The organism is Variovorax sp. OK212, from assembly GCF_900112425.1.
Lineage (GTDB): Bacteria > Pseudomonadota > Gammaproteobacteria > Burkholderiales > Burkholderiaceae_C > Variovorax.
In genome coordinates, this window is the sequence record NZ_FOLP01000001.1 from 579,790 (window position 1) to 605,470 (window position 25,681).

Annotated in this window: 25 protein-coding genes; all 25 read left to right on the forward strand. The window is 67.6% G+C overall.

Going from position 1 to position 25,681, the window contains the following annotated elements; all coding sequences use genetic code 11:
* Positions 1-4 precede the first annotated feature (4 nt).
* The 25 genes from aroB to hisH all read left to right on the forward strand — a co-directional run bounded on the left by aroB (position 5) and on the right by hisH (position 25,625).
* A complete protein-coding gene (aroB, locus tag BM004_RS02570) occupies positions 5-1,114 on the forward strand; it encodes a 3-dehydroquinate synthase (RefSeq protein WP_093211101.1) in 1,110 nt (369 codons plus the stop codon).
* On the forward strand, positions 1,111-2,241 hold the full coding sequence (locus tag BM004_RS02575) for a deoxyguanosinetriphosphate triphosphohydrolase (protein ID WP_093211103.1): 1,131 nt from the start codon (positions 1,111-1,113) through the stop codon (positions 2,239-2,241). Before aroB ends, BM004_RS02575 begins: the two co-directional genes overlap by 4 nt.
* Positions 2,238-3,503 carry an MFS transporter gene (locus BM004_RS02580; protein WP_093211105.1) on the forward strand — a complete coding sequence of 422 codons (1,266 nt, stop codon included), beginning with the start codon at positions 2,238-2,240 and terminating at the stop codon, positions 3,501-3,503. Before BM004_RS02575 ends, BM004_RS02580 begins: the two co-directional genes overlap by 4 nt.
* A complete protein-coding gene (locus BM004_RS02585) occupies positions 3,500-4,075 on the forward strand; it encodes a DUF1415 domain-containing protein (RefSeq protein ID WP_093211107.1) in 576 nt (191 codons plus the stop codon). Before BM004_RS02580 ends, BM004_RS02585 begins: the two co-directional genes overlap by 4 nt.
* A complete protein-coding gene (locus BM004_RS02590; RefSeq protein WP_093211109.1) occupies positions 4,072-4,962 on the forward strand; it encodes a class I SAM-dependent methyltransferase in 891 nt (296 codons plus the stop codon). Before BM004_RS02585 ends, BM004_RS02590 begins: the two co-directional genes overlap by 4 nt.
* Positions 4,963-5,009: 47 nt before the next feature.
* Entirely contained in the window at positions 5,010-5,705 is a 696-nt protein-coding gene (locus tag BM004_RS02595) for a transposase (protein ID WP_093211111.1), read from the forward strand.
* Positions 5,706-5,891: 186 nt separating this feature from the next.
* Positions 5,892-10,640: a glutamate synthase-related protein gene (locus BM004_RS02600; RefSeq protein ID WP_093211113.1), complete on the forward strand. Its 4,749-nt coding sequence runs from the start codon at positions 5,892-5,894 to the stop codon at positions 10,638-10,640.
* A 34-nt stretch (positions 10,641-10,674) separates the two neighbouring features.
* Positions 10,675-12,153, forward strand: a complete 1,479-nt coding sequence (locus tag BM004_RS02605) for a glutamate synthase subunit beta (RefSeq protein WP_093211115.1) — start codon at positions 10,675-10,677, stop codon at positions 12,151-12,153.
* A 100-nt stretch (positions 12,154-12,253) separates the two neighbouring features.
* Positions 12,254-13,084 carry an ABC transporter ATP-binding protein gene (locus tag BM004_RS02610; protein WP_256219760.1) on the forward strand — a complete coding sequence of 277 codons (831 nt, stop codon included), beginning with the start codon at positions 12,254-12,256 and terminating at the stop codon, positions 13,082-13,084.
* Positions 13,085-13,166: 82 nt separating this feature from the next.
* Complete coding sequence (mlaE, locus tag BM004_RS02615) at positions 13,167-13,949, forward strand: lipid asymmetry maintenance ABC transporter permease subunit MlaE (protein WP_093125398.1); 783 nt, start codon at positions 13,167-13,169, stop codon at positions 13,947-13,949.
* A gap of 37 nt (positions 13,950-13,986) precedes the next feature.
* A complete protein-coding gene (gene mlaD / locus BM004_RS02620) occupies positions 13,987-14,487 on the forward strand; it encodes an outer membrane lipid asymmetry maintenance protein MlaD (RefSeq protein WP_093125394.1) in 501 nt (166 codons plus the stop codon).
* Between the two features lie 35 nt (positions 14,488-14,522).
* Positions 14,523-15,239 (forward strand): MlaA family lipoprotein, encoded by a 717-nt coding sequence (locus tag BM004_RS02625; RefSeq protein WP_177206327.1) that lies wholly within the window; start codon positions 14,523-14,525, stop codon positions 15,237-15,239.
* Positions 15,240-15,426: 187 nt separating this feature from the next.
* On the forward strand, positions 15,427-16,086 hold the full coding sequence (locus BM004_RS02630) for an MlaC/ttg2D family ABC transporter substrate-binding protein (RefSeq protein ID WP_093211119.1): 660 nt from the start codon (positions 15,427-15,429) through the stop codon (positions 16,084-16,086).
* Positions 16,087-16,089: 3 nt separating this feature from the next.
* Positions 16,090-16,365 carry an STAS domain-containing protein gene (locus tag BM004_RS02635; RefSeq protein ID WP_093125385.1) on the forward strand — a complete coding sequence of 92 codons (276 nt, stop codon included), beginning with the start codon at positions 16,090-16,092 and terminating at the stop codon, positions 16,363-16,365.
* A gap of 162 nt (positions 16,366-16,527) precedes the next feature.
* Positions 16,528-17,475 carry an ABC transporter ATP-binding protein gene (locus tag BM004_RS02640; RefSeq protein ID WP_093125383.1) on the forward strand — a complete coding sequence of 316 codons (948 nt, stop codon included), beginning with the start codon at positions 16,528-16,530 and terminating at the stop codon, positions 17,473-17,475.
* 82 nt (positions 17,476-17,557) lie between these two features.
* The gene (locus tag BM004_RS02645) at positions 17,558-18,322 is read left to right on the forward strand and encodes an ABC transporter permease (RefSeq protein ID WP_093125381.1); all 765 of its coding nucleotides are present in this window, start codon (positions 17,558-17,560) and stop codon (positions 18,320-18,322) included.
* A 120-nt stretch (positions 18,323-18,442) separates the two neighbouring features.
* Complete coding sequence (locus tag BM004_RS02650) at positions 18,443-18,685, forward strand: BolA family protein (RefSeq protein ID WP_093048598.1); 243 nt, start codon at positions 18,443-18,445, stop codon at positions 18,683-18,685.
* A 42-nt stretch (positions 18,686-18,727) separates the two neighbouring features.
* Entirely contained in the window at positions 18,728-20,017 is a 1,290-nt protein-coding gene (gene murA / locus BM004_RS02655; protein ID WP_093211121.1) for a UDP-N-acetylglucosamine 1-carboxyvinyltransferase, read from the forward strand.
* Complete coding sequence (gene hisG / locus BM004_RS02660) at positions 20,014-20,655, forward strand: ATP phosphoribosyltransferase (protein ID WP_093211123.1); 642 nt, start codon at positions 20,014-20,016, stop codon at positions 20,653-20,655. Before murA ends, hisG begins: the two co-directional genes overlap by 4 nt.
* Before the next feature lie 28 nt (positions 20,656-20,683).
* Positions 20,684-22,006: a histidinol dehydrogenase gene (gene hisD / locus BM004_RS02665; protein WP_093211125.1), complete on the forward strand. Its 1,323-nt coding sequence runs from the start codon at positions 20,684-20,686 to the stop codon at positions 22,004-22,006.
* 36 nt (positions 22,007-22,042) lie between these two features.
* A complete protein-coding gene (locus tag BM004_RS02670) occupies positions 22,043-22,891 on the forward strand; it encodes a hypothetical protein (RefSeq protein ID WP_093211127.1) in 849 nt (282 codons plus the stop codon).
* A complete protein-coding gene (locus BM004_RS02675; protein ID WP_093211129.1) occupies positions 22,888-23,244 on the forward strand; it encodes a hypothetical protein in 357 nt (118 codons plus the stop codon). The genes BM004_RS02670 and BM004_RS02675 overlap by 4 nt, the downstream gene beginning before the upstream one ends.
* Positions 23,241-24,332 carry a histidinol-phosphate transaminase gene (gene hisC / locus BM004_RS02680; RefSeq protein ID WP_093211131.1) on the forward strand — a complete coding sequence of 364 codons (1,092 nt, stop codon included), beginning with the start codon at positions 23,241-23,243 and terminating at the stop codon, positions 24,330-24,332. The genes BM004_RS02675 and hisC overlap by 4 nt, the downstream gene beginning before the upstream one ends.
* Positions 24,329-24,946 (forward strand): imidazoleglycerol-phosphate dehydratase HisB, encoded by a 618-nt coding sequence (gene hisB / locus BM004_RS02685; RefSeq protein ID WP_093125362.1) that lies wholly within the window; start codon positions 24,329-24,331, stop codon positions 24,944-24,946. Before hisC ends, hisB begins: the two co-directional genes overlap by 4 nt.
* Positions 24,947-24,965: 19 nt before the next feature.
* Positions 24,966-25,625, forward strand: coding sequence for an imidazole glycerol phosphate synthase subunit HisH (hisH, locus tag BM004_RS02690; protein ID WP_093125359.1), 660 nt, complete (start codon positions 24,966-24,968; stop codon positions 25,623-25,625).
* Positions 25,626-25,681: the final 56 nt, after the last annotated feature.

The following is a 25,681-nucleotide window of genomic DNA, read 5'->3' on the forward strand; positions in this document are numbered from 1 at the left end:
TGCCATGTCCTTGTCCGTACTTTCCGCCCCGCCAGAACGCGTCGACATCCAGCTCGGCGACCGCAGTTATCCGATCCTCATCGGTGCCGGCCTGCTGGAAAACCCCGAAAGCTTTGCCGCCGCGCCGTCGGCCGCTTCCGCCCTGATCGTGAGCAACACCACGGTGGCGCCGCTGTATGCCCAGGCGCTGCGCGCCGCCTTGGCGGGCCGTTACCGCACCGTTCACCTGCTCGAGCTGCCGGATGGCGAGGTGCACAAGAACCTGCAGACGCTCAATTCGATCTTCGACGCCCTCCTGGGCCACGGCAGCGACCGCAAGACCGTGCTGTTCGCCCTGGGCGGCGGTGTGGTGGGCGACATGACCGGTTTCGCCGCCGCCAGCTACATGCGCGGCGTGCCTTTCGTGCAGGTGCCGACCACGCTGCTGGCGCAGGTCGATTCTTCGGTCGGCGGCAAGACGGCCATCAACCACCCCCTCGGCAAGAACATGATCGGTGCGTTCTACCAGCCGCAACTGGTCGTGTGCGACCTGTCGACGCTGCAGACGCTGCCCCCGCGCGAACTGAGCGCCGGCCTGGCCGAAGTCATCAAGTACGGCCCGATCCATGACATGGCCTTCTTCGACTGGATCGAGGCGAACGTCGACGCGCTCGTCGCGCGCGACCCCGCCGCGCTGGCCCATGCCGTGAAGCGCAGCTGCGAGATCAAGGCGCTGGTCGTCGGCCAGGACGAGCGCGAGACCGGCCTGCGCGCCATCCTCAATTTCGGCCACACCTTCGGCCATGCGATCGAATCGGGCCTGGGCTACGGCGAATGGCTGCATGGCGAGGCGGTCGGCTGCGGCATGGTCATGGCGGCGCACCTGTCGCAGCGGCTGGGCGGCGTCGACGCGGCATTCGTCGCCCGGCTCACGCGGCTGATCGAGCGTGCCGGCCTGCCGACCGTCGGCCCCGCGCTGGGTGCCGAGCGCTACCTGGAACTGATGCGCGTCGACAAGAAGTCGGAGGCCGGCGAAATCCGTTTCGTGGTGATCGACACGCCCGGCTCGGCCGTGGTCCGCGGTGCGCCCGACGCACTGGTGCGCGAAGTGCTCGCGCAATGCTGCGAGGCATGAGCCTCGCGGCCTATGCGTGCCAGCCCGCGCAGTCGCGCGGCCGCCGGCATGCCGAGCCGCCGGCGCCGACGCGCGACGCCTTCCAGCGCGACCGCGACCGGATCGTGCATTCGACGGCCTTCCGTCGGCTGGTCTACAAGACCCAGGTCTTCCTGAACCACGAAGGCGACCTGTTCCGCACCCGGCTGACCCATTCGCTGGAAGTCGCCCAGCTGGGCCGGTCGATCGCGCGGGCCCTGCGCATCAACGAAGACCTGGTCGAGGCGATCGCCCTGGCGCATGACCTGGGCCACACGCCTTTCGGCCACGCCGGCCAGGACGCGCTCAACGCCTGCATGGACGGCCATGGCGGCTTCGAGCACAACCTGCAGAGCCTGCGCGTGGTTGACGCGCTGGAGCACCGCTATCCGCAGTACGACGGCCTGAACCTCAGCTTCGAGACCCGCGAAGGCATCCTCAAGCATTGCTCCCGCGCGAACGCGGAGCGCATCGAGGCGGCAGAGCCCCATGGCGTCGCACGGCGCTTCCTCGACCGTACGCAGCCCGGGCTCGAGGCGCAGTTGTGCAACCTGGCCGATGCCATCGCCTACAACGCCCACGACATCGACGACGGCGTGCGCTCGGGGCTCATCGCGGTCGAGCAACTGGCCGAAGTCGAGCTGTTCGAGCGCTACCGCCGCGAGGCGCTCGCGGAGCATCCGCAGCTGCAGGGCCGCCGCGTGCTCTACGAGACCATCCGACGCATGCTGAGCGCGCAGGTCTACGACGTGATCGACGCGACCCGCGCCGCGCTGGAAACCCTCTCGCCGGCCGATGCCGATGCGGTGCGCCAGGCGCCGCCGGTCGTCGCCTTCAGCCCGACGATGCAGGCGCAGTCCGAAGACCTGAAGCGTTTTCTGTTTCGCAACCTCTACCGCCACCCGCAGGTCACGCAGACCACCGACCAGGCGCAGGCGGTCGTGCGCGAGCTGTTCGAGGCCTACCTCGAACGCAGCGCCGAAATGCCCGATTCCTATGCCCAGCGCGACGACCGGCACCGCGCGGTGGCCGACTACATCGCGGGCATGACCGATCGCTTCGCCATGCGCGAGCACGAGCGGCTCACGGGCCGCCGGGGCATCGCGTGAACTCGGCCGGTTCCTCGGCCCGGCCGCGCGTGCCGGTGGCCGCATTCGCCGTTTTGCTGGGCGGCGTGAGCGGCGCCTTGCACCTGGGCAAGCTGCCGCCCGCGGTGCCGGCGCTTCAGGCCTCGCTGGGCATTGGCCTGGTGGAAGCGGGGTTCCTGCTGTCACTGGTGCAGGTGGCGAGCATGACGCTGGGCCTCGTCGCCGGCCTGGCTGCCGACAGCATCGGCCTTCGCCGCAGCATGCTGACGGGGCTGGGAATATTGACGGTCGCCAGCCTGCTCGGCGGCTGGGTCGGCAGCGGCGCGTTCGGTGCAGCGCACGCGGTGCAATGGCTGCTGGTGCTGCGCGCGGTCGAGGGCATCGGTTTCCTGCTGGCCGTGATGCCGGGTCCGGGCCTGATCCGCGCCCTGACCCCGCCGGGTGCCGACAAGGCCGTACTGGGTTTGTGGGGCGCCTACATGCCGCTCGGCGTGGCGCTGGCGCTGCTCCTCGGGCCCGCGCTGATCGCGTGGGGCGGATGGGCCGACTGGTGGTGGGCGTTGTCCATCGTCTCGTCGCTGGCCGCGCTCTGGGTCTGGCTGGCCGTGCCCCCCGACGGGATGCGTTGCGCGCCGGCCGGTCAGGTTTCCTCGGGTTGGTCATCGCGCCTGCGGGCGACGGTCGGCGCGCGCGCGCCCTGGCTCGTCGGCCTGACCTTCGCCGTGTACTCGGCGCAGTGGATGGCCGTGATCGGCTTCCTGCCGGCCATCTATGCGGGCGCCGGGGTGCCGCCCGCCTGGAACGCCGTGCTCACCGCGCTGGCTGCCGCCATGAACATCGTCGGCAACATCGCGGGCGGACGCTGGCTGCAGCGCGGTGTGGCGCCCGAGCGGCTGCTGCAGCTCGGTTTCCTGACGATGGCGCTGGGCGGCGTCGCGGCCTTCGCGCAGCTGGGGCAGGGCAGCGACGCCCTGGGCCTGCCGCCCGCGCTGCGCTACATCGCGGTCTGCGCGTTTTCGCTGGGCGGCGGCATGGTGCCGGCGACGCTGTTCCTGCTCGGCGTGCGGCTCGCGCCCGGTCCGTCCACCGTCTCCACGACCATCGGCCTGATGCAGCAGGCCTCTTCGCTCGGCCAGTTCCTCGCACCGCCGGCGGTGGCGTGGGTGGCCCACCGCGCCGGCGGCTGGCACTGGACCTGGGCGGCCACGCTGGCCTGCTCGCTGGTCGGCATCGCGGTCGCGCGGCGGCTGGGGCGGATTCGCCCTGCGGCGGAGATGGCATGACCGGCGCGGCGACAATCGGGCCCCTCCAGGCCGAAGCCGATATGCGGCGCTGGCTTGAGCGCGCGGTCATCGGACTCAACCTGTGCCCGTTCGCGAAGGCGGTGCACGTGAAGGGGCAGATCCACTACGCCGTGTACGAGCCCGCCGAAGAGGTGGACCTGATGGAGGCGCTCCTGGCGCAGGCCAGGGACCTCGCGGCCCTCGACGCGGCCGTGCGCGACACCACTCTTTTGATAGCACCTAATACCTTGGCCGACTTCCTGGATTTCAACGACTTCACGGCGCGTGCCGAGCGCCAGCTGGCGCGCGCCGGCTTCGACGGCGTGTTCCAGCTGGCCAGCTTTCATCCGCAATTCCAGTTCGCCGGCACCGAAGCCGGCGACATCGGCAACGCCACCAACCGCGCGCCGTACCCCACGCTGCATTTGCTGCGCGAAGACAGCGTCGACCGCGCCGTCGACGCTTTTCCCGGCGCCGAAGCGATCTTCGAGCGCAACATAGACACCCTCGAAGCGCTGGGCGCGCAAGGTTGGGCCGCGCTCGACGTCGGGCCCGGGAGTGCCAAGCCATGAACACGAAGCTCGAAACCAAACCCGTGAAGACGAACAAGGCCGTCAAGGCCGACGCGGAACTCGCCGAGGTCCTGAAACCGGGCCAGTCCGTGGAGTTGCTCAAAGAACTGCACATCCTCACCCGCGAGGGCCGGCTCAACCAGGACTCGCGGCGCAAGCTCAAGCAGGTCTACCACCTGTTCCAGTTCATCGAGCAGCTGCTGCGCGAACTGCCGGAGCAGGGCGCCGGCGCCACGCTGGCCGACCACGGCGCGGGCAAGTCGTACCTGGGTTTCATCATCTACGACCTGTTCTTCCGGGCGCGGCAGGGCGGCGGAGGGCATGTCTACGGCATCGAGACGCGTGGCGAACTGGTCGAGCGTTCGCGCGCGCTGGCGCAGCGCCTCGGTTTCGAGCGAATGTCGTTCCTGAACCTCACGGTGGCCGAATCGGCGCAGGCGAGTGAACTTCCCGAGCAGATCGACGTGGTCACCGCGCTGCACGCCTGCGACACCGCCACCGACGACGCCATCGCCTTCGGCCTTGCCAAGAAGGCGCGCTGCATGGTGCTGGTGCCCTGCTGCCAGGCCGAAGTGGCGGCCTGCCTGCGCGAGACCAAGGCGCTCGCGCTGTCGCGCACGCCGCTGGCCGAGCTGTGGCGCCATCCGCTGCACACGCGCGAAATCGGCAGCCAGCTGACCAACGTGCTGCGCTGCCTGTACCTCGAAGCCAACGGCTACAGCGTCACCGTCACCGAGCTGGTGGGCTGGGAGCACAGCATGAAGAACGAGCTGATCCTGGCGCGCTACACCGGCCAGCGCAAAGCCAGCGCGGCAACCCGGCTGCGCGAATTGCTGGGGCAGTTCGGGCTCGATTCGCTGGGCGACACGCGCTTTCGCCTGGCCTGAGCGCTGGCGCGCAGCCTGCGGCCCGTCGTCCGCCCACCCTTTCGCCCATGGCCCGCCTTCCCCGTCTCACCCTGGCCGACATGCCGCATCACGTGATCCAGCGCGGCAACAACCGCCAGCCGGTCTTCGTGGACCGTGCGGACCACGAGAAGCTGCTCGCGCTGCTGGCCGAGAACGCCACGCGCTTCGGCATCGCGCTGCACGCCTACGTGCTGATGGACAACCACTTCCACCTGCTGGCCACGCCCAACAGCGCCACGGGCCTGCCGCAGTTCATGCAGTCGGTGGGGCGCAGCTATGTGCGCTACTTCAATGACCGGCATGGCCGCAGCGGCACGCTGTGGGAAGGGCGCTACCGCTCGACGCTGATCCAGACCGACCGCTACCTGCTGACCTGCATGGCCTACATCGACCTGAACCCCGTGCGGGCGGGGCTGGTGCACGATGCGCGCGACTTCCCCTGGTCCAGCCACGGCCACTACGCCGGCCTGCGGCACGACCGGCTGCTGACGCCCCATCCGCTGTACTGGCAGCTCGGCAACACGCCGTTCGCGCGGGAGGCTGCCTATGTCGAGTTGGTGCGCGCCGGCGTGCGCGCGGCCGACCAGACCGCGCTGACCGAGGCCACCTTGCGCGGCTGGGCGGCCGGTGACGACGACTTTCTGGGCCTGTTGCAGAAGTCCACCGAACGCCGCGTGGTCAAAGCCAAGGCCGGCCGGCCGCCTTCGAACTCCGAATCTTGAGCGCGAAATCGGCGCCAGTCCGTCGCTGATGCTGGAGTTATCGCTCCTGCTTTTAATGTGTCCCCAATTTATTTCCGATCAGAAAACTCAAGATTTAATTCGAATCTGACCCCCATTAAAGTGTTTGGCATTCTTTGTGCATCGCAATATGCTCCCTTTCCCTGCGAAAACTGAAGGAGCGCGCCCATGACGACGGCTGCCGAGATTCAACATCTCCAAGAACACGGTCTGTATTCCGGTGCCGACGAGCACGACGCCTGCGGCGTCGGCTTCGTTGCACACATCAAGGGCGAAAAAAGCCATGCCATCGTGCTGCAGGGCTTGAAGATCCTCGAGAACCTCGACCATCGCGGCGCAGTGGGCGCTGACAAGCTCATGGGCGACGGCGCGGGCATCCTGATCCAGCTGCCCGACCACCTGTACCGCGAAGAGATGGCCAAGCAGGGTGTCACGCTGCCCCCGCCCGGCGAGTACGGCGTCGGCATGATCTTCCTGCCGAAGGAGCATGCCTCGCGCGAAGCCTGCGAACAAGAGATGGAACGCGCCATCAAGGCCGAAGGCCAGGTGCTGCTCGGCTGGCGCGACGTGCCGGTGAACCGCGACATGCCCATGTCGCCCACCGTGCGCGAAAAGGAACCGCTGCTGCGCCAGGTTTTCATCGGCCGCGGCAACGACGTGATCGTGCAGGACGCGCTGGAACGCAAGCTCTACGTGATCCGCAAGACCGCCAGCGCCAACATCCAGCGCCTGAAGCTCAAGCACAGCAAGGAATACTACGTTCCGAGCATGTCCAGCCGCACCGTGGTCTACAAGGGCCTGCTGCTGGCCGACCAGGTCGGTACCTATTACCTCGACCTGCAGGACAAGCGTTGCGTCTCGGCCCTGGGCCTGGTGCACCAGCGCTTCTCGACCAACACCTTCCCCGAATGGCCGCTGGCCCACCCGTACCGCTACGTTGCCCACAACGGCGAAATCAACACGGTCAAGGGCAACTACAACTGGATGAAGGCGCGCGAAGGCGTCATGTCCTCGCCCGTGCTCGGCGCCGACCTGCAGAAGCTGTACCCGATCAGCTTCGCCAGCCAGTCCGACACCGCCACCTTCGACAACTGCCTCGAGCTGCTGACGATGGCCGGCTACCCCATCAGCCAGGCCGTGATGATGATGATTCCCGAGCCCTGGGAACAGCACGCCACCATGGACCCGCGCCGCCGCGCGTTCTATGAATACCACGCCGCCATGCTCGAGCCGTGGGACGGCCCGGCCTCCATCGTGTTCACCGACGGCCGCCAGATCGGCGCCACGCTGGACCGCAACGGCCTGCGCCCCTCGCGCTACTGCGTGACCGACGACGACCTGGTCATCATGGCGTCGGAGTCGGGCGTGCTGCCCGTGCCCGAGCAGAAGATCGTGCGCAAGTGGCGCCTGCAGCCCGGCAAGATGTTCCTGATCGACCTGGAACAGGGCCGCATGATCGACGACGAGGAGGTCAAGTCCAACCTCGCGAACAGCAAGCCCTACAAGCAGTGGATCGAGAACCTGCGCATCAAGCTCGACAGCGTGAAGGCCGAGCCGGTCTCCGCGCCGCTGTCGCAAGTCGCATTGCTCGACCGCCAGCAGGCCTTCGGCTACACCCAGGAAGACATCAAGTTCCTGATGAGCCCGATGGCGCAGGCCGGCGAGGAAGGCATCGGCTCCATGGGCAACGACAGCCCGCTGGCCGTGCTCTCCAGCAAGAACAAGCCGCTGTACAACTACTTCAAGCAGCTGTTCGCGCAGGTGACGAACCCGCCGATCGACCCGATCCGCGAAGCCATCGTGATGTCGCTGGTGTCCTTCATCGGCCCCAAGCCCAACCTGCTGGACATCAACCAGGTCAACCCGCCGATGCGGCTCGAAGTGAGCCAGCCGATCCTCGACTTCTCCGACATGGCGAAGCTGCGCGACATCGGCAAGTACACGCAGGGCAAGTTCAAGAGCTATGTGCTGGACATCACCTACCCGCTCGCCTGGGGCGACGAAGGTGTCGAAGCCAAGCTGGCCTCGCTGTGCGCCGAAGCGGTGGACGCCATCAAGGGCGGCCACAACATCCTGATCATCAGCGACCGCGGCGTGAGCCCGACGCAGGTGGCCATTCCCGCCGTGCTGGCCCTGTCGGCCGTGCACCAGTACCTGGTGCGTGAAGGCCTGCGCACCACGGCCGGCCTGGTGGTCGAGACCGGTTCGGCGCGCGAAGTGCATCACTTCGGCGTGCTCGCGGGCTACGGCGCGGAAGCCGTGCACCCGTACCTCGCCATGGAAACGCTCACGGCCATGCACGCCGACCTGCCGGGCGACCTGAGCGCCGAGAAGGCGGTCTACAACTACGTGAAGGCCATCGGCAAGGGCCTGTCGAAGATCATGTCGAAGATGGGTGTCAGCACCTACATGAGCTACTGCGGCGCCCAGCTGTTCGAAGCCATCGGCCTGAACAGCGAGACGGTGAGCAAGTACTTCACCGGCACCGCCAGCCGCGTGGAAGGCATCGGCGTCTTCGAGATCGCCGAGGAAGCCATCCGCATGCACAAGGCCGCCTTCGGCGACGACCCCGTGCTCGCCGGCATGCTCGACGCCGGCGGCGAATACGCCTGGCGCACGCGCGGCGAAGAGCACATGTGGACGCCCGATGCCATCGCCAAGCTGCAGCACAGCACGCGCTCCAACAACTGGAACACGTACAAGGAATACGCGCAGCTCATCAACGACCAGAACCGCCGCCACCTGACGCTGCGCGGCCTGTTCGAGTTCAAGATCGATCCGGCCAAGGCCGTGCCGGTCGACGAGGTCGAGTCGGCTGCCGACATCGTCAAGCGCTTCGCCACCGGCGCGATGTCGCTCGGCTCGATCAGCACCGAGGCGCACGCCACGCTCGCCATTGCCATGAACCGCATCGGCGGCAAGAGCAACACCGGCGAAGGCGGTGAAGACCCCGCGCGCTACCGCAACGAACTCAAGGGCATCCCGATCAAGCAGGGCGACACGCTCAAGAGCGTGATCGGCGCCGAGAACGTCGAGGTCGACCTGCCCCTGAAGGACGGCGACTCGCTGCGTTCGCGCATCAAGCAGGTCGCGTCGGGCCGCTTCGGCGTCACGGCCGAGTACCTGCATTCGGCCGACCAGATCCAGATCAAGATGGCCCAGGGCGCGAAGCCGGGCGAGGGCGGCCAGCTGCCGGGCGGCAAGGTCACCGAGTACATCGGCAAGCAGCGCTATGCGGTGCCGGGCGTGGGCCTCATCTCCCCGCCGCCGCACCACGACATCTACTCGATCGAAGACCTGGCGCAGCTGATTCACGACCTGAAGAACACCGCGCCGCACGCCAGCATCAGCGTGAAGCTGGTGAGCGAGATCGGCGTGGGCACCATCGCGGCGGGCGTGGCCAAGTGCAAGAGCGACCACGTCGTGATCGCCGGCCATGACGGCGGCACGGGCGCATCGCCCTGGTCGTCGATCAAGCACGCGGGCAGCCCGTGGGAAATCGGCTTGGCCGAAACACAGCAGACGCTGGTGCTCAACCGCCTGCGCAGCCGCATCCGCGTGCAGGCCGACGGCCAGATGAAGACCGGCCGCGACGTCGCCATCGGCGCGTTGCTGGGCGCCGACGAGTTCGGCTTCGCCACCGCCCCGCTGGTGGTCGAGGGCTGCATCATGATGCGCAAGTGCCACCTGAACACCTGCCCGGTGGGCGTGGCCACGCAAGACCCGATCCTGCGCAAGAAGTTCTCGGGCAAGCCCGAGCACGTCGTCAACTACTTCTTCTTCGTTGCGGAAGAAGTGCGCCAGATCATGGCCCAGCTCGGCATCCGCAAGTTCGACGACCTGATCGGCCGCGCCGACCTGCTCGACATGCGCAAGGGCATCGAGCACTGGAAGGCCTCGGGCCTGGACTTCAGCCGCCTGTTCGCGCTGCCGAACGTGCCGGCCGACGTGCCGCGCTTCCACGTCGAGAACCAGGACCACGGCCTGGACAAGGCGCTGGACGTGAAGCTCATCGAGAAGTCGCGTCCCGCCATCGACAAGGGCGAGAAGGTGCAGTTCATCGAGGTGGCGCGCAACGTCAACCGCTCGGTGGGTGCCATGCTCTCGGGCGCGCTGACCAAGGTGCATCCGCAGGGCCTGCCCGACGATTCGATCCGCATCCAGCTCGAAGGCACGGGCGGCCAGTCGTTCGGCGCCTTCCTGGCACGCGGCATCACGCTGTACCTGATCGGCGACGCCAACGACTACACCGGCAAGGGCCTCTCGGGCGGCCGCGTGGTGGTTCGCCCCAGCCTGGACTTCCGCGGCGAAGCGGTGCGCAACACCATCGTGGGCAACACCGCGCTGTACGGCGCGACCACCGGCGAGGCCTACCTGTGCGGCGTGGCCGGCGAGCGTTTCGCCGTGCGCCTGTCGGGCGCCACGGCGGTCATCGAAGGCACCGGCGACCACGGCTGCGAATACATGACCGGCGGCACGGTGGCCGTGCTCGGCCAGACGGGCCGCAACTTCGCGGCCGGCATGAGCGGCGGCGTCGCCTTCGTCTACGACGAAGACGGCCAGTTCGCCTCGCGCTGCAACCTCTCGATGGTGTCGCTGGACAAGGTGCTGACCTCGGCCGAACAAACGGCCAGCGTGCACCGCAAGATCTGGCACGGCGGCGTGACCGACGAAGCGCAGCTGAAGAAGCTGCTCGAAGACCACCACCGCTGGACCGGCAGCAAGCGCGCGCGCGAGCTGCTCGACACCTGGGCCGTGTCGCGCACGAAGTTCGTGAAGGTGTTCCCGAACGAATACAAGCGCGCGCTGGCCGAGCTGCACGACCGCAAGGTCGAGCTCACGAGCAGCGGCAACAACGCACACGTCGGCCTCGAGCCGCATGCGCTGGTGGCTCCGTCCGCAACCGCCGCGGTCTGAGCGGCAACGAACACGAAGAACAGAGGAAAGCACGATGGGAAAGATCACCGGCTTCATGGAGCATGAGCGCGTCGAGGAGGGCTACAAGCCCGTCGACGAACGCGTCAAGCATTACAAGGAATTCGTTGTCGGCCTGGACACCGCGCAGGCCAAGGTGCAGGGCGCGCGCTGCATGGACTGCGGCACGCCGTTCTGCAACAGCGGCTGCCCGGTCAACAACATCATTCCGGACTTCAACGACCTCGTGTACCGCGACGACTGGCAGAACGCCTTCGCGGTGCTCGACTCGACCAACAACTTCCCCGAGTTCACCGGCCGCATCTGCCCCGCGCCCTGCGAGGCCGCCTGCGTGCTCAACGTGAACGACGAAGCCGTGGGCATCAAGTCGCTGGAACACGCGATCATCGACCGCGCCTGGGACGAAGGCTGGGTGGCGCCGCGCGTGGCCAAGCACAAGACCGGCAAGAAGGTCGCCGTGGTGGGCGCGGGCCCGGCCGGCATGGCGGCGGCGCAGCAACTGGCGCGCGCCGGCCACGACGTGACGCTGTTCGAGAAGAACGACCGCATCGGCGGCCTGCTGCGCTACGGCATCCCCGACTTCAAGATGGAGAAGACGCACATCGATCGCCGCGTCGAGCAGATGAAGGCCGAGGGCGTGAGCTTCCGCACCGGCGTGATGGTCGGCGCCGCGAAGGACCCGCTGGGCAAGGGCTCCAAGGTCACGAACCTGGCCAAGGAAACCGTCACCCCCGAGCAGTTGCAGAAGGAGTTCGACGCCGTGCTGCTGACCGGCGGCGCCGAGCAGTCGCGCGACCTGCCGGTGCCCGGGCGCGACCTCGACGGCATCCATTTCGCGATGGAGTTCCTGCCGCAGCAGAACCGCGTGAACGCGGGCGACAAGGTCAAGGGCCAGCTGCGCGCCGACGGCAAGAGCGTGATCGTGATCGGCGGCGGCGATACCGGCTCCGATTGCGTGGGCACCAGCAACCGCCACGGCGCGGTCAGCGTCACGCAGTTCGAACTGATGGCCCAGCCGCCCGAGGAAGAGAACCGCCCGATGACCTGGCCGTACTGGCCGATCAAGCTGCGCACCAGCTCCAGCCATGAAGAGGGCTGCGAGCGCGAGTTCGCCATCTCGACCAAGGAATTCATCGGCGAGAAGGGCAAGGTCACCGGCCTGAAGACCGTTCGCGTCGAGTGGAAGGACGGCAAGATGCAGGAAGTGGCCGGCAGCGAGCAGGTGCTCAAGGCCGACCTCGTGCTGCTGGCGATGGGCTTCATCAGCCCCGTGGCCACCGTGCTGGACGCCTTCGGTGTCGAGAAGGATGCACGCGGCAACGCCAGGGCAACGGTCGATTTCATCGGCGGCTACGCCACCAACGTGCCGAAGGTCTTCGCCGCCGGCGACATCCGCCGCGGCCAGTCGCTGGTTGTGTGGGCCATTCGCGAAGGCCGTCAAGCCGCGCGTTCGGTGGATGAATTTCTGATGGGATTCAGCGACTTGCCGCGCTGAATTTTGTTTCAATTTGTCGGGGCCGGGCACGGCCCCGGTATCATCCGCGTGAAACCGCATGCCGGGATGCTTGAAGAAGCGCCCCGGCTTTTTTATTGAGATGGACCCTGCCGCACCCCTGCCACATCCCTTCGTAGAGTTCCGAGACGTCACGTTCGGCTACGGCGCGCGCGCCATCCTCGACGGCGTTTCCTTCAGCGTACCGCGTGGCAAGGTCACGGCCCTCATGGGCGCATCGGGCGGCGGCAAGACCACCGTGCTGCGGCTGATCGGCGGACAGCAGAAGGCGCAGCGCGGCCAAGTGCTCTTCGATGGCCATGACGTCGGCAAGTTCGACGCCACCGCGCTCTACGCGGCGCGGCGCCGCATGGGCATGCTGTTCCAGTTCGGCGCGCTGTTCACCGACATGACCGTGTTCGACAACGTGGCGTTTCCGCTGCGCGAGCACACGCAACTCTCCGAAGCGCTGGTGCGCGACATCGTGCTGATGAAGCTCGACGCGGTCGGCCTGCGCGGCGCGCGCGACCTGATGCCCAGCGAGGTGTCGGGCGGCATGGCGCGGCGCGTGGCGCTGGCGCGTGCCATCGCGCTCGACCCCGATCTCGTGATGTACGACGAGCCCTTCGCCGGCCTCGACCCGATCTCGCTCGGCACCGCGGCGCGGCTGATCCGCCAGCTCAACGACACGCTCGGGCTCACCAGCATCATCGTGTCGCACGACCTGGAAGAAACCTTCCGCATCGCCGACCACGTGATCATCCTGGCCAACGGCGGCATCGCCGCGCAGGGCACGCCCGACGACGTGCGCCACAGCGCCGATCCGCTGGTCCATCAGTTCGTGAACGCACTGCCCGACGGGCCCGTGCGTTTCCATTACCCGGGCGTCAGCATCGAAGACGACTTCGGCAATGTCGAAGGGGGGCGTTCATGAGCGCTGCGCTGGGCCGCCCCGAGCAAGCGAAGTCCCCCCTGGGGGGCAGTGAGGACACGAAGTGCCGAACGAGGGGGCCTGTATGACTTGGTGGAAGCCTGCCGACACCGGCTTTGCCGTGCGCAGCCATCTGGCCAACCTGGGCTATGGCGCGAAGCTCTTCATGCGCCTGGTCGGTCCGGGCGCGCAGATCATGCGGCGCTTCAGCCTCGTGCGCGACCAGATCCATTTCCTGGGCAACTACTCGCTCGCGATCATCGGCGTGTCGGGCCTGTTCGTGGGCTTCGTGCTGGGGCTGCAGATGTACTACGCGCTGCAGCGCTACGGCTCGTCCGAAGCGCTCGGCCTGCTGGTCACGCTGAGCCTGGTGCGCGAACTCGGACCGGTGGTGGCCGCGTTGCTGTTCACCGGGCGCGCCGGCACGTCGCTCACCGCGGAAATCGGCCTCATGAAGGCTGACGAGCAGCTGAGCGCCATGGAAATGATGGCCGTCGACCCCGTGCAGCGCATCCTCGCGCCGCGTTTCTGGGCCGGCGTCATCACCATGCCGCTGCTGGCGGCCGTGTTCAGCGCGGTCGGCATCATGGGCGGCTACGTGGTGGGCGTGCTGATGCTGGGCGTGGACCCGGGCGCGTTCTGGGGCCAGATGCAAGGCGGCGTCGATGTGTGGCGCGACGTCGGCAACGGCGTCATCAAGAGCATCGTCTTCGGCTTCACCGTGACCTTCATCGCGCTGCTGCAGGGCTACGAGGCCCAGCCCACGCCCGAGGGCGTGTCGCGCGCAACCACGCGCACCGTGGTGTCGGCATCGCTGGCGGTCCTGGGGCTGGACTTCCTGCTCACCGCCATGATGTTCAGTATCTAAAGAGGCTCGGCCTCCATCGTTCTAAAGAGTGCAAACCATGCAACGTTCCAACAACGACATCTGGGTCGGCCTGTTCGTGCTGATCGGCGCGGCGGCCCTGCTGTTTCTCGCGCTGCAGTCGGCCAACCTGCTGAGCCTGAACTTCCAGAAGACCTACGCCGTGACGGCGCGCTTCGACAACATCGGCGGACTGAAGCCGCAGACCGCGGTGAAGAGCGCGGGCGTGGTGGTCGGGCGGGTGGAGTCCATCACCTTCAACGACAAGACCTTTCAGGCCGACGTGACGCTGGCTTTGCAAAACCGGTACAGTTTTCCCAAGGACAGTTCGCTCAAGATCCTGACCAGTGGCCTGCTCGGCGAGCAGTACATCGGGATCGAGGCGGGCGCCGAGGAGAAGAACCTGCAGTCCGGCGACACCATCACAGCCACCCAATCCGCGGTGGTGCTGGAAAACCTGATCAGCCAGTTCCTCTACAGCAAGGCCGCCGACGGGAGCTCGAACTCCGGATCGGCGCAGGGAACCCCCAATAAAAAATGAAAACACGATCTTTCTCGCCTGTCGCCCCGAATGCTATGAAAAACATAGCTAAATTTGCCCGTTGGACCAGCGCGGCTGCTGTGTTCGCCCTGGTGGCCGGCTGCGCCACCGGTCCCAACGCGAATCCGGCCGACCCCTTCGAGCCGTTCAACCGCGGCGTCTTCACGTTCAACGACAAGCTCGACCAGGCTGTGCTCGTGCCGGTGTCCACCGCTTATGTCAACGTGCTGCCGTCGATGGTGCGCACGGGCGTGAACAACTTCTTCGGCAACATCGGCGACGTCTGGAGCTTTGCCAACAGCGTGGCCCAGCTCAAGCTGCAGAACAGCGCCGAGACCTTCATGCGGGTCAACGTCAACACCTTCTTCGGCCTCGGCGGCCTGCTGGACGTGGCGACCGAAGCCGGCATCGACCGCCACGACGAAGACTTCGGCCAGACGCTCGGCCGCTGGGGTGTGGGCGCGGGCCCGTACATCGTGCTGCCGCTGCTCGGCCCCTCCACGCTGCGCGACACCGTGGCCAAGCCGGTCGACTTCTACGGCGACGGCATCAACGCCGTGAGCGACGTGGCATGGCGCAATTCGCTGACCGTGCTGCGCGTGGTCGACACGCGCTCGCAGTACCTGCGCGCCGGCCGCCTGATCGACGACGCCGCGCTCGACAAGTACTCCTTCACGCGCGATGCCTTCCTTCAACGCCGCCGCAGCCTGATCCATGACGGCAAGTCTTTCGACGAGGACGCAGGCAAGTAGGCTGCAGGCACAGTGAATCGAACGCGCCAGGACGTCCGCAGGAGCGCAGGTTGCGCTTGCATTCCGTTGCAAGCCTTCACCTGGGCTTCAGGAACCCGGTAGTCCCGGGTCCTGTCCAAACCGTTCTTGTCGTGGCACGCCATCTTTCGTGCGTGCCGCGCCCATCCGAAACCAGAGGGACCTCTCAATGAACAACAAGATGATCGTGCAACGCCGCAGCCTCGGCCACATGGTGCTGGCCGGCGCGATGCTGTTCAGCGCCGCGGCCGCCTTCGTGAGCCCCGCACGCGCCGCCGACGAAACCCCCGACGCGCTGGTGAAGCGCATCTCGACCGACGTGCTCGACACCATCAAGTCGGACAAGTCCATCAAGTCCGGCGACGTCAACAAGATCATGCTGCTCGTCGACAGCAAGATCATGCCGAACGTGAACTTCCAGCGCATGACGGCTTCGGCCGTCGGCCCGGCCTGGCGCACGGCCACGCCGGAGCAGCAGAAGAAGCTGCAGGACGAGTTCAAGACCCTGCTGGTGCGCACCTACGCCGGCGCGCTCGACCAGGTCAGCGACCAGACCGTCACCGTGCGTCCGTTCCGCGGTTCGCCCGACGACGCCGACGTGCTGGTGCGCACCGAGGTCAAGGGCCGCGGCGACCCGGTCCAGCTGGACTACCGCCTCGAGAAGACCCCCGGCCAAGGCGCCGGCTGGAAGGTCTACAACCTGAATGTGCTGGGCGTCTGGCTGGTCGACACCTACCGCACGCAGTTCGCGCAGGAAATCAACAAGAGCGGCATCGACGGCCTGATTTCCGCGCTCGCGGCGCGCAACAAGGGCAACAGCAAGGGCTGACCGATGCTGGTCCTGCCCACGCGCCTGACCCACGACGAGGCCCCCGCCTGCATGCGCATGCTGCAGCAGGGGCTGAAGGGGCAGGTCGATTCGTCGTCCACCGTGGTGGACGCCACCGCCCTGGCCCAGTTCGACTCTTCCGCCCTGGCGGTGCTGCTCGAATGCCGGCGTGAATCCAGTGCGCTGGGCCGCGGCTTCGCGGTCAAGGGCCTGTCGCCGCGTCTTCGCGAACTGGCTGCCCTGTACGGCATTGCGGGCCTTTTGCCCGCTGCGCCCTGACGGCCTGTCCCCCCGGCTTTTCACTTCGCTTCGCTGCGTGTAATTCGCCACCCCCAGGGTGAGGCGCGGGCCGCCTTGGGGCGGCCCGGCGGCGGCCGCATGAGGGTATCGGGCCGCTGCGCGGCGCGCTTTCGAACTCGCCCCGTAAAATCGCGGGCTCCCATGCCCGCGATCTCCTTCCAATCGGTCTCCAAGACCTACCCCCCCTCCAAACAGCAGAAAGCCCAAGGCAAGCCGGGGCTGAAGGCCGTCGACGAGGTCACATTCCAGATCGAGCCGGGCGAGTTCTTCGGCCTGCTCGGCCCGAACGGCGCGGGCAAGACCTCGCTGATCAGCATGCTCGCGGGCCTTTCCAGGCCCACGTCCGGCGCCATCAGCGTGCACGGTTTCGACGTGCAGCGCGACTTCGCCGAAGCGCGCCGCCAGCTCGGCATCGTGCCGCAGGAGCTGGTGTTCGATCCCTTCTTCAATGTGCGCGAATCGCTGCGCATCCAGTCGGGCTACTTCGGCATCAAGAACAACGAGGCCTGGATCGACGAGCTGCTGCAGAGCCTGGGCCTCGCCGACAAGGCCACGGCCAACATGCGCCAGCTCTCGGGCGGCATGAAGCGCCGCGTGCTGGTGGCGCAGGCGCTGGTGCACAAGCCGCCGGTGATCGTGCTCGACGAGCCCACCGCCGGCGTGGACGTCGAGCTGCGCCAGACGCTCTGGCAGTTCGTTGCCCGGCTCAACAAGCAGGGCAGCACCGTGCTGCTCACCACCCATTACCTCGAAGAGGCCGAGGCGCTGTGCAACCGCATCGCGATGCTCAAGCTGGGCCGCGTGATCGCGCTCGACCGCACCAGCGAGCTGCTGAAGTCGGCCGCGAGCAACGTGCTGCGCTTCAAGACCGACGCCATGCTGCCGTGGGCCATTGCCCAGCATGCGCGCATCACCGGGCGCATCGTGCAGCTGCCTGCACAGAACGCCCATGAAGTCGAACAACTGCTGGCCGCGATCCGCGAAGCCGGCGTCGCGGTGGAAGACGTGGAAATGCGCAAGGCCGACCTGGAAGACGTGTTCATCGACCTGATGGCGGGCGAGCAGACGCCGCTGGAGGTGGCGCGATGAGCGCCGCGCCGGGCCGCCCCAAGCAAGCGAAGCTCCCCCTCGGGGGGAAGCGCGGACACGCAGTGCCGCGCAAGGGGGCTCCATGATGGCTGTCACGGGCTGGCGCGCGCTGCTCTACAAAGAGACGCTGCGCTTCTGGAAGGTCGGCTTCCAGACCGTCGGCGCGCCGGTGCTCACCGCGCTGCTGTACCTCATGGTGTTCGGCCATGTGCTCGAAGGCCGCGTGACGGTGTACGGCACGGTCGGCTACACGGCCTTCCTGGTGCCCGGCCTGGTGATGATGAGCGTGCTGCAGAACGCGTTCGCCAACAGCTCGTCGTCGATCATCCAGAGCAAGATCATGGGCAACCTGGTGTTCGTGCTGCTCACGCCGCTGTCGCACTGGGGCTGGTTCTTCGCCTACGTGGGCTCGTCGCTCATCCGCGGGCTGGCCGTGGGGCTGGGCGTGTTCCTGGTGACCGTGTTCTTCGCGACGCCGAATTTCGTGGCGCCGCTCTGGATCGTCGTGTTCGCGCTGCTGGGCGCCGCCATGCTCGGCACGCTGGGCCTCATTGCGGGGCTCTGGGCCGAGAAGTTCGACCAGATGGCCGTGTTCCAGAACTTTTTGATCATGCCCATGACCTTCCTGTCGGGCGTGTTCTATTCGATCGGCTCGCTGCCGCCGTTCTGGCAGAAGGTGAGCCACCTGAACCCGTTCTTCTACATGATCGACGGCTTCCGCTACGGCTTCTTCGGCGTCAGCGACGCCTCGCCCTGGCTCAGCCTGGGCATCGTCGGCACCGCCTGGCTGGTGGTGAGCGCCGTGGCCGTCCATCTGCTGCGAATCGGCTACAAAATCCGAGGCTGAGTCATGGCTCTCCCTCCGTCTTCGCGCACTTCGTGTCGCCTCGCCAACCCCCTTGCGGGGGCAACACCTGCGGCCCGGCAAAGCCGGTTCCGCGGTGTTTCCCGATAAATACCAATCCCCATGACCGCCGAACAACTCCAGGCCCTGATCCAGTCCCATCTCCCCTGCGAGCACATCACGCTCGAAGGCGACGGCCGACATTGGTACGCCACCATCGTCTCGGCCGAATTCGAGGGCAAGCGCTCGATCCAGCGCCATCAGCGGGTCTACGCCACCCTCGGTGCGAAAATGCACACCGACGAGGTGCATGCGCTTTCGATGAAGACCTACACGCCGGCCGAATGGGCGGCAGTGGAAAAATAACGTTCCGGCCCTTGCGGGGGCCTTGATTTCGCTGGAATTTCGATGGACAAACTTCTGATTCGCGGCGGGCGAGAGCTCCGCGGCGAAGTACTCATTTCCGGCGCCAAGAACGCCGCGCTGCCCGAGCTGTGCGCGGCGCTGCTGACCGACCAGCCGGTGACGCTGCACAACGTGCCGCGCCTGCAGGACGTGTCGACCATGCTCAAGCTGGTGCGCAACATGGGCGTGAGCGCCGAGCGCGACGACAACGGCACCGTCCGCCTGAACGCCGGCGACCTCGGCAACCCCGAGGCCCCCTACGAACTCGTGAAGACCATGCGCGCCTCCGTGCTGGCCCTGGGCCCGCTGCTGGCGCGCTTCGGCCACGCCAAGGTGTCGCTGCCCGGCGGCTGCGCCATCGGCTCGCGCCCGGTCGACCAGCACATCAAGGGCCTGCAGGCCATGGGCGCGGAGATCGTGGTCGACCACGGCTACATGCTCGCCCGCCTGCCCGAAGGCCGCACCCGGCTGAAGGGCGCGCGCATCCTGACCGACATGGTCACCGTCACCGGCACCGAGAACTTCCTGATGGCCGCCGCGCTGGCCGAGGGCGAGACGCTGCTGGAGAACGCCGCGCAGGAGCCCGAGATCGTCGACCTGGCCGAGATGCTGATCCGCATGGGCGCCAAGATCGAAGGCCACGGCACCAGCCACATCCGCATCCAGGGCGTCGAGAAGCTGCACGGCTGCGAACACGCCGTGGTGGCCGACCGCATCGAGGCCGGCACCTTCCTGTGCGCCGTGGCGGCCACGGGCGGCGAGGCCTTCCTGCGCCACGCGCGCGGCGATCACATGGACGCCGTGATCGACAAGCTGCGCGACGCGGGCTGCACGGTGGCCTGCGAAAAGGACGGCGTGCGCATCGGCTCCAAGGGCCCGGCGTACGAGAACCTGAAGGCGCAGAGCTTCAGCACCACCGAGTACCCCGGCTTCCCGACCGACATGCAGGCCCAGTTCATGGCCCTGAACGTCATTGCGCGCGGCGCCTCGATGGTCACCGAGACCATCTTCGAGAACCGCTTCATGCACGTGAACGAGATGGTGCGCCTGGGCGCGCGCATCCACGTCGAGGGCAAGGTGGCGATGGTCGAGGGCGTGCAGCAGCTCTCCGGCGCCACCGTGATGGCCACCGACCTGCGCGCGTCCGCCAGCCTCGTCATCGCCGGCCTCGTGGCCGAGGGCGAGACGCTGGTCGACCGCATCTACCACCTGGACCGGGGCTACGACCGCATGGAATCGAAACTGCGCGGCCTGGGTGCCGACATCGAACGTGTGACCGGAGCCGCAGCATGATCACCCTGGCACTCTCAAAGGGCCGCATCTTCGAAGAGACGATGCCCCTGCTGGCCGCCGCCGGCATCGAGGTCACCGAAGACCCCGAGAAGTCGCGCAAGCTGATTCTCGACACCACCCGCCCCGACGTGCGCGTGGTGCTGGTGCGCGCGTCCGACGTGCCCACCTACGTGCAGTACGGCGGCGCCGACCTCGGCGTGACCGGGCTCGACGTTCTGCTCGAGAACGGCAACCAGGGCATGTACCAGCCGCTGGACCTGCGCATCGCGGCCTGCCGCCTGAGCGTGGCCGTGCGCAACGACTACGACTACGCCTCGGCCGTCAAGCAGGGCTCGCGCCTGCGCGTGGCCACCAAGTACGTGGGCCTGTCGCGCGACTTCTTCGCCAGCAAGGGCGTGCACGTCGACCTGATCAAGCTCTACGGCAGCATGGAGCTGGCGCCGCTCACGGGCCTGGCCGACGCCATCGTCGACCTGGTCTCCACCGGCAACACGCTCAAGGCCAACCACCTCGTCGAGGTGGAACGCATCATGGACATCAGCGCCCGCCTGGTGGTCAACCAGGCCGCGTTGAAGCTCAAGCGCGAGCCCATCCGCCGCATCATCGATGCGTTCGCGTCGGCCATTCCTTCCGTCTGAATCTCCTCCTCATCTCCTCCTCACGCCCATGATTCTGAAAGCAGCCCCCGCCCGACTGTCCACGACTTCAGCCAGCTTCGACGCTGAATTCAAGGCGCGGCTGCATTGGTCCGCGGACGACGACGCGGCCATCGAGAAGGTGGTGGCCGACATCCTGGCGGACGTGCAGAAGCGCGGCGACGACGCGGTGCTGGAATACACCAACCGCTTCGACAAGCTCGGCGCGAAGACGCTGCCCGAACTGGAGCTGACGCAGGCCGAGCTCAAGGCCGCATTCGAGGCGCTGCCGGCCGTCCAGCGCGACGCGCTGGAATCCGCCGCGCGCCGTGTTCGCAGCTACCACGAGGCCCAGAAGAAGGCCAGCGGCGAGAGCTGGAGCTACCGCGACGCCGACGGCACGCTGCTGGGCCAGAAAGTCACGCCGCTGGACCGTGTCGGCATCTACGTGCCGGGCGGCAAGGCCGCGTACCCGTCGAGCGTGCTGATGAACGCCATTCCCGCGCACGTGGCGGGCGTGGGCGAAATCATCATGGTCGTGCCCACGCCGAAGGGCGAGAAGAACCAGCTGGTGCTGGCCGCCGCCTACGTGGCCGGCGTGACGCGCGGCTTCACCATCGGCGGCGCCCAGGCCGTGGCGGCGCTGGCCTACGGTACCGCCACCGTGCCGGCAGTGGACAAGATCACCGGCCCCGGCAACGCCTACGTGGCCGCCGCCAAGCGCCGCGTGTTCGGCACCGTGGGCATCGACATGATCGCGGGCCCGAGCGAAATCCTGGTGCTGGCCGACGGCAGCACGCCGCCCGAATGGGTGGCGATGGACCTGTTCAGCCAGGCCGAGCACGACGAGCTGGCCCAGAGCATCCTGCTGTGCCCCGACGCGGCCTACATCGACCGCGTGCAGGCCGAGATCGACCGCCTGCTGCCCACCATGCCGCGCGCGGAAATCATCGCCGCCTCGCTCAACGGCCGCGGCGCGCTGATCCACACGAAGAGCATGGAAGAGGCCTGCGACATCAGCAACCGCATCGCCCCCGAACACCTGGAAGTCAGCAGCAGCGAACCCGATCGCTGGGAGCCGCTGCTGCGCCACGCCGGCGCGATCTTCCTGGGCGCCTTCACCAGCGAGAGCCTGGGCGACTACTGCGCCGGTCCGAACCACGTGCTGCCCACCAGCGGCACGGCGCGCTTTTCGAGCCCGCTGGGCGTGTACGACTTCCAGAAACGCTCGAGCCTCATCGAGGTCAGCGAGGCCGGCGCCCAGGTGCTGGGCCCGATCGCCGTGACGCTGGCCGAGGGCGAGGGCCTGCAGGCGCACGCCGAGGCCGCCCGGATGCGGCTGCGTAAGATCTGAGCTTCCATTACAAGTCTCCAGGGAGGAGCAAGCAAGATGATTGACCGTCTGTACCGTTCGCGTCTTTTCCGATTCGCCGCAGGACTCGTTGCGGGCGCCGCATTGCTGGCCGCCTGCAGCCAGATGCCGCAGGCGCCGCGCGACTTTTCCGCCGTCGGCGTCACCTCCAGCGCCGCGCCGGCCCCGGCCGCACCCGCGCCGCAGCTCGGCACGCAATGGGGCGAGGGCCTCGAGTCGAAGACCCACACCGTCGTCACCAAGCGCCTGTCCGCCCAGCCCGACGACATGGCCTCGCTCGGCTACAACGAGGCCTCCGCCGTGCGCCGCGCGGTCGGCGGCAATCCGGAGCGCCGCCTGGGCCTGATGCTGGCCGACGGCGACATCGAATGGTCGGTGCTCGATGAGGAAGGGCGCCCGCTGCCGCTGCAACGCGCGCGCCGTGGTGCTGGCGGCAGTGGCGGTGATGACGACATGTTCCGCCTGGCCGGCGTTCAGGGCTCGCGCTACACGCTGCGTTTTCGCAACCTCAGCGAGCGCAGCTACGAGGTGATCGCCACGGTCGACGGCCTCGACGTGCTCAACGGCAAGCCCGGCAGCATGCGCAACGGCGGCTACGTGCTGCGCCCGCTGCAGTCGCTGACCATCGAGGGCTTCCGCAAGAGCCAGAACGAGGTCGCGGCCTTCCGCTTCGCCGCGCCGGGCCGTGCCTACGCGGCGAACACCGAGGCCGGCGACGTGCGCAACATCGGCGTGATCGGCGCCGCGCTGTTCGAGCTCGAAGAGCGCGACGCCCCGCGCCGCGCCCGCCGCGATCCCGCGGGCGCGCAGCCCAGCGCCTTCCCGGCCGACGGCGCCTACGCGCCGGCGCCCCGCTACCGAAAATGACGACCCGCAAGCGCGCCGCCTTCCTGCTGCTCGCCCTGGCGGCGGCCGCCGGCGCGCAGGCCATGAGCATCCGCGAACTGCGCACGCTCGAGGCCACCGAAAAAGACGGCAAGGCCTACGCCAGCTACTACCTGGTGGGGGTGCTCGAAGGCCTTCGCGAAGGCGTCGAGTCGTCGCAGCGCGACGGGCGCAAGCCCGCGTTCTGCGTCGAGGGCCGCCGCCTCGAGCCCGCCATGGCGCGCTCGCTCTACCAGACCGAGCTGACCCGCAACGCCGACAGCTACGAAGCCGACATGCCCGTGCAACTGGTCATGTCCGGCGCCCTGAAAAACAGCTACCGCTGCACCCGATGACCGCTCCTGAATCCGTCCGCCTTCCGATCGACCGCATCCGCAACGACGTGCGGGCCATGCATGCCTACGCGGTGCAGGACGCCAGCGGCTTCATCAAGCTCGACGCCATGGAGAACCCCTTCGGCCTGCCGCCCGCGCTGCAGGCCGAGCTGGGCGCGCGGCTGGGCGCGCTGGCGCTCAACCGCTACCCGGGCGAGCGCGGCGCCGAGCTGCAGCGCGCGCTGGCCGCGCACGCGCAGATGCCCGAAGGCTTCGCGCTGATGCTGGGCAACGGCTCGGACGAGCTGATTTCGCTGCTCGACATCGCCTGCGACCAGCCCGGCGCCACCGTGCTGGCGCCGCTGCCCGGCTTCGTGATGTACGCCATGAGCGCGCAGCTGCAGGGCCTGCGCTTCGTGGGCGTGCCGCTCACGACCGACTTCGAGCTGGACGAGGCCGCCATGCTGGCCGCCATCGCGCGCGAGAAGCCCGCCATCGTCTACCTTGCGTACCCGAACAACCCGACCGCCAACCTCTGGGACGACGCCGTGATCGAGAAGATCGTGCAGGCCCAGGGCGCGCAGGGCGGCCTGGTGGTGATGGACGAGGCCTACCAGCCCTTTGCCGCGCGCAGCTACATCGACCGCCTGGCGAAGCACGACCACGTGCTGCTGATGCGCACGCTCAGCAAATTCGGCCTGGCCGGCATCCGCCTGGGCTACCTGATGGGCCCGGCCGCGCTGGTCGCCGAGATCGACAAGGTGCGCCCGCCCTACAACATCAGCGTGCTCAACTGCGAGTGCGCGCTGTTCGCGCTGGAGCACACCGAAGTGTTCGAGGCGCAGGCCCGGCAGATCCGCGAGGAGCGCGAGCGCCTGATGACGGGGCTCGGCCGCCTGCCCGGCGTGAAGACCTGGCCCAGCGACGCCAACATGATCCTGCTGCGCGTGCCCGATGCCACCAAGACCTTCGAGGGCATGAAGACGCGCGGGGTCCTGGTGAAGAACGTTTCTAAAATGCACGAACTGCTCGCCAACTGCCTGCGCCTCACCGTCGGAACGGCCGACGAGAATGCGCGGATGCTCGCGGCACTCGAAGCCTCACTATGACCACCCCCACCCCCCAGGACAGCGGCGACCGCATCGCGTCCGTCACCCGCAACACCGCGGAAACCAGGATCACCGTCAGCGTCAACCTCGACGGCACCGGCAAGGCCAGGCTGTCGACCGGTATCGGTTTCTTCGACCACATGCTCGACCAGATCGCCCGCCACGGGCTGATCGACCTCGACATCGACTGCCAGGGCGACCTGCACATCGACGGCCACCACACGGTGGAAGACGTGGGCATCACGCTCGGCCAGGCCGTGGCCAAGGCCATCGGCGACAAGAAGGGCATCCGCCGCTACGGCCATGCCTACGTGCCGCTGGACGAAGCACTCAGCCGCGTGGTCATCGACTTCTCGGGCCGCCCGGGCCTGGTGATGCACGTGCCCTTCACCAGCGGGATGATCGGCACCTTCGACAGCCAGCTCACCTACGAGTTCTTCCAGGGCTTCGTGAACCACGCCTTCGTCACGCTGCACATCGACAACCTCAAGGGCATCAACGCGCACCACCAGTGCGAGACGGTGTTCAAGGCCTTCGCGCGCGCCATGCGCGGTGCGCTCGAGCTCGATCCCCGCTCCGTCGGGGTGATTCCATCGACCAAGGGTTCGCTCTGAAACGCGCCGGCGAACAGCTATGAAATCTGTAGCAGCAAATACCGTCGCGGTCGTCGACTACGGCATGGGCAACCTGCACTCCGTGTCGCAGGCCGTGCGCCACGCGGCCGACCAGGTGGGCGTGGAGGTGTTCGTCACCTCCGACCCCGACGTGGTCCGCAAGGCCACCCGCGTGGTGCTGCCGGGGCAGGGCGCCATGCCCGACTGCATGCGCGAGCTGCGCGACTCCGGCCTGCAGGAGTCGGTGCTCGAGGCGGCGGCCAGCAAGCCGCTGTTCGGCGTGTGCGTGGGCATGCAGATGATGCTGTCGCGCAGCGACGAGGGCCCGACCGACGGCCTGGGCCTGATTCCCGGCGAAGTCGTCAAGTTCGACCTGGCCGGCCGGCTGCAGCCCGACGGCAGCCGCTTCAAGGTGCCTCAGATGGGCTGGAACCAGGTGCGCCAGGCCCAGCCGCACCCGGTGTGGGCCGGCGTGCCCGACCAGAGCTATTTCTATTTCGTGCACAGCTTCTACGCCCGCCCGGTCGACCCCAGGCACAGTGTGGGCGAGGCGGAATACGGCGCGAGCTTTACCGCAGCCATCGCACGCGATAACATTTTTGCCACCCAGTTCCACCCCGAGAAGAGTGCGGACCATGGGTTGCAGCTTTATCGCAATTTCCTCCACTGGAATCCCTGAACCTATTTTTCCGACCGGGCCGAACCTTCCACAGCCCGGCATTTGCACACTCGCGT